The sequence below is a fragment of the Candidatus Burkholderia verschuerenii genome, from assembly GCF_001189365.1.
Lineage (GTDB): Bacteria > Pseudomonadota > Gammaproteobacteria > Burkholderiales > Burkholderiaceae > Caballeronia > Caballeronia verschuerenii.
In genome coordinates, this window is the sequence record NZ_LFJJ01000298.1 from 1 (window position 1) to 3,836 (window position 3,836).

At 55.2% G+C, this 3,836-nt stretch carries 4 protein-coding genes; 3 read left to right on the forward strand and 1 reads right to left on the reverse strand.

Annotated elements, in window-relative coordinates; genetic code table 11:
* Positions 1-33: 33 nt before the first annotated feature.
* The gene (locus BVER_RS28090) at positions 34-1,152 is read right to left on the reverse strand and encodes an MCP four helix bundle domain-containing protein (RefSeq protein ID WP_332309159.1); all 1,119 of its coding nucleotides are present in this window, start codon (positions 1,150-1,152) and stop codon (positions 34-36) included.
* Between the two features lie 465 nt (positions 1,153-1,617).
* Between BVER_RS28090 and BVER_RS28095 the strand changes: the two genes are divergently transcribed.
* The 3 genes from BVER_RS28095 to BVER_RS28105 all read left to right on the forward strand — a co-directional run.
* Positions 1,618-1,971: a hypothetical protein gene (locus BVER_RS28095; protein ID WP_050456038.1), complete on the forward strand. Its 354-nt coding sequence runs from the start codon at positions 1,618-1,620 to the stop codon at positions 1,969-1,971.
* 266 nt (positions 1,972-2,237) lie between these two features.
* Positions 2,238-2,609 (forward strand): hypothetical protein, encoded by a 372-nt coding sequence (locus BVER_RS28100; protein WP_050456039.1) that lies wholly within the window; start codon positions 2,238-2,240, stop codon positions 2,607-2,609.
* A 640-nt stretch (positions 2,610-3,249) separates the two neighbouring features.
* A partial coding sequence (locus BVER_RS28105; RefSeq protein WP_232316892.1) for a nucleoside 2-deoxyribosyltransferase occupies positions 3,250-3,836 on the forward strand: 587 nt, incomplete at its 3' end.

The following is a 3,836-nucleotide window of genomic DNA, read 5'->3' on the forward strand; positions in this document are numbered from 1 at the left end:
CATCGGCGAAGTTCCAAACTCCCAGGAAACCATTCAGATCAATATTGCTTCTGGGAGTTCTGGGAAACACGATCTTCCGGCGGCCCCTTGCCACCCTTGACTTCGACTAATTCTGAAGGGCCGACTACTGACGACTTGTGTGACCACCGCACTGCCTTCGTGTGCGACTTCTGACGCGTTGGCGGACAACGCGCTGGCGTGCTGCGCATTGTCAGCGTTTTGCTTCACAGTGGAAGTCAATTCCTCCATGCTGGCTGCTGTTTCCTGCAACGATGCGGACTGCTGCTCCGTTCGCGATGAGAGATCGACGTTGCCTGAAGCGATCTCGGCCGAGCCGGTTGTAATGCTATCTGCCGCCGTGCGAACTTGGCCAATCAGTCCAACGAGGCTGGTCTGCATGTGACTCATCGAGGCGAGGACGCTACCCGCCGGCGCAACGTTCGCATGAGCAACCGGACTCAAATCCCCTGCCGCAATCCGTTGCGCAACAATCCCCAGTGCGTCCGGCTCTGCACCGAGCGCACGCAATAAACTGCGTGTGATCAGAATACCTGCGACGACCGCGAGCAACACGGAACCCAGGCAAATGGCAATCGATACATTGCGTTGCTCGGCATACCGCGCTTCTGAATCCCGTACCAATTCGACTTCGCTGCTGTTCGTGTAGTCCGCATAGCCGTCGGTTGCCTTGATCAGCGCGGCCAAAAGCGGGCGGCACTCGTCGTTGATCGCTCTGACTGCTTGCTCCCGCTTGCCCTGACTGGCGAGGCTCACGATGGTGTTGGCGACCGGCGTGTATTTCGCTTCAATCTGGTTGATCTCGCTGAGGAGTGCTCGCGCCCGATCCGTGGTGCCCGTGGCAGACCCGATCATCTCGTTGAGTTTGCGCAGCGACTGTTCGACATCTCGCTGCGCTTGCGCTTCGGCGGCCTTCTCCGATTCGAAATCGCTTGGCGCGGTGACTAGGGCCATGTTGCGCGCAGCGATCGCACGACGATCGACCGCAATGCGCACGTTGACCGCCATGTCGGCACGCGCGCTGACTCCGGAGATATGATCGTTGGCGTCGCTCAATGCCTTGAGCGAAAGGCCGGAGACGAGCATCACGATGGCCGCGAGCAGGCCGAAAGACCACGAAAGCTTAGCCTTCACTGACAAGTGGGCGATGTGCATAGCAATACTAGAACGAGTAGGAAAAAGGCGTGGCGATCCACGTATACCCGAACGGTCACCACCAATGAATGTTGGAGCGAGACCGACGTCAGTAGCATTACGGCCGTTTGTTATGTGACTGTAGGGTGACGCGCATAATAAATAACTATCGATTCTGTAGTCGATGCGTCAGGCAAGAGCAATATCGAAGGTCCGATCGGGTTGTGGTGTTGCGCAAAAATGCAAGCACCTTCAGGACAGGTAGGGTACGCACATGTAGTGCGATGCTGGATCCCAAACTAAGAATGAGAGGACCACACAACACAACTTACAACCGCACTCGCGATATGCGCTTCGATCGCAAAACCGCTGTAGCTGTGCGACAGAACATTGACGAGCTATTGCCGGTGTACGATCATACAATGGCCCCTTTTTTCCCTTCAGTTATTAACTACGCGACGAGCTATGGCAATTGGCTTTGAAACAGAGAACCTAGACGCCGCTGTTAATGCGGTCATTAGCGAGGCAGCGAGGCTTGGGCAGGCGGATCTTATCGATCAAACGGTACAACACGTCGATTTGCGAGACCGCGACCATGTCCGAGCTTATCTAAAGCGTCGGGTAGCGGCAGTGTACGCGCGCGCAAGAGCGTCTGAAGACGGCATACAACTCGCTCGTATTGAAGATATTGTGTATCGCGGAATTGGCTTTCTTTTCGAGTCGTACGACGATGCCCAGTCAAGTCCGCTACCCGAAAGCATAGTCGACGGTGACAAAATTCATCACTTGGCCATTTTCTGGGAAAACCTATCTCGTTAGAATTTACACGTTGGCGAAGACATCTTTGAAGCGTTTCGCGACGGAGATATCTCCAATTATCCTGGTGATCGAGACGCCAGCTCGCAAACGGACACCTGTCTATTGACAACTTGTTCCTGGCCTTATTGTTACAAAGTGGAATGTGCAGGAGCGCCCTTAATTAAACCTAAAGTGTGCCGTTATACAAGTTGAGATCCCTACTCAGGATGCCGCGGACTTGAATTTGGGAAACGCTGTCACCTGCAACTTAATAAAGAGAAACGCCGATGCTAAACACCACCAGCGAATACATGGAACAAGGCCGACGCCTGGCCGAAGCTCGCCGACTCTTTCTTGATCACGTGCTCGCCCAAGGACTCGGTACGACGGCAGAGCACAGGAAAGCAGCCACCTTGTTCTACCAGTTCATCCACAACGCCTTGCAGATGGAGCCGCCGACCACACATGAACTCGTGAGGATTTACGAACGTTTTGGTGAATCGGATCGAAGGACAGAACTCGCGGGGCTTTTCGATATCCGTGAGCTATCGATGCTTGTTCGCAAAAGCGACGAAATGGTTGAGTTCGCCATTTCCCGCAAGAAATTGAATCCCGGCATGACTCTCGAAGAACTTCGCGTGTTGCTGGCTGGCCACTAAAGGCCCAAGCTTGCCGGGCATTGTCCCGACGTCGTGACGGATGCCCAAGACGATCGTGACGTCAACGGTCGCCCTCCGCGCTGAAAACGAAGCCCCAGCTAAGAACGCCTCGGCCGGGGTTCTCGCACTCGACCATACCGCAGCGTATGCTGCTATCGCAGATGCGATAACCGGATTTAAATGCGTGCACGCTTCGCTGCTATCATTCGATCTCTTGACATTGCGCTAACGTGAGTATGATGGATAACGAAGCAAATCAATTGGATTAGCTGACGACTATCCCGCTCACAAGGTAACCTAATGACATTCCGCATTGACCTCACAGCGCCAACGACAAACTAGACAGGATCGACGACATTGCCGAAAGAATTGTCACCGACGTTGAGCACGGAGCAAACCCGAGTGGACTTCGTGTCGGAATACGCGGGCTTTTGCTCGCGGCCGCAGAAGAAGAGTTGAAGGAATCGCTCTTGGCTGACCGTGACTAGAATGAACGCCTGGGCCATGACACGTTGCAGCGCATTGACAGGGGTACATCCGACCATGCGATCGCGCGTGTGCTTAGAAACGTGCCCGCCGAACCGACCTTAATGCTCGATCAATGCCTAAAGTAAAACCGACCCTATCCCAGCGGCGTTTGATGGAACGCCTCGACCAAGGCTGGTCTATCAAGCATATTGGCTATGCGCTCGGCAAAAGCGTGACTGCCGTCAAAAGACAGATCACCCGTATCAACCGGCGCGTGCGAGAGGGCCACTATGCGCCCGCCCCGTTGCCGATCGAAGTTGCCGCGTCCGCGCCGCGCATTTATCTTGCTGGCTTTGACGTGTTCCGCATCAACGCCAAGGCGCACGGTGAAGAGCTTAAGCATCTATGTCGCGATCGCGGCTTTGTTGGTCTCTACCCACTCGAAGGGCACGTGCCCTCCGCGCTGGAACCTCAAGAGGCCGCGCGCTGGATCTACGCTACCAACATTGAACTTATTCGTTCCGTGGACTATGTCGTGGCCAATCTGGACGATTTTCGAGGATCGGGCGAGCCGGACTGCGGCACCGCGTTTGAGGTGGGGTTCGCTGTGGCGTTGGGAAAACCGGTGTGGACGTATCGGTCGAACGACGAGATGCTCATTCAACGCGTTGAGTCGACGTCGATCCCGGGCAGTGGCGCGGTATGCTCTCTTGGCTTCCTAGTCGAGGACTTCGGGCTGAGCGTCAATCTGATGCTCGC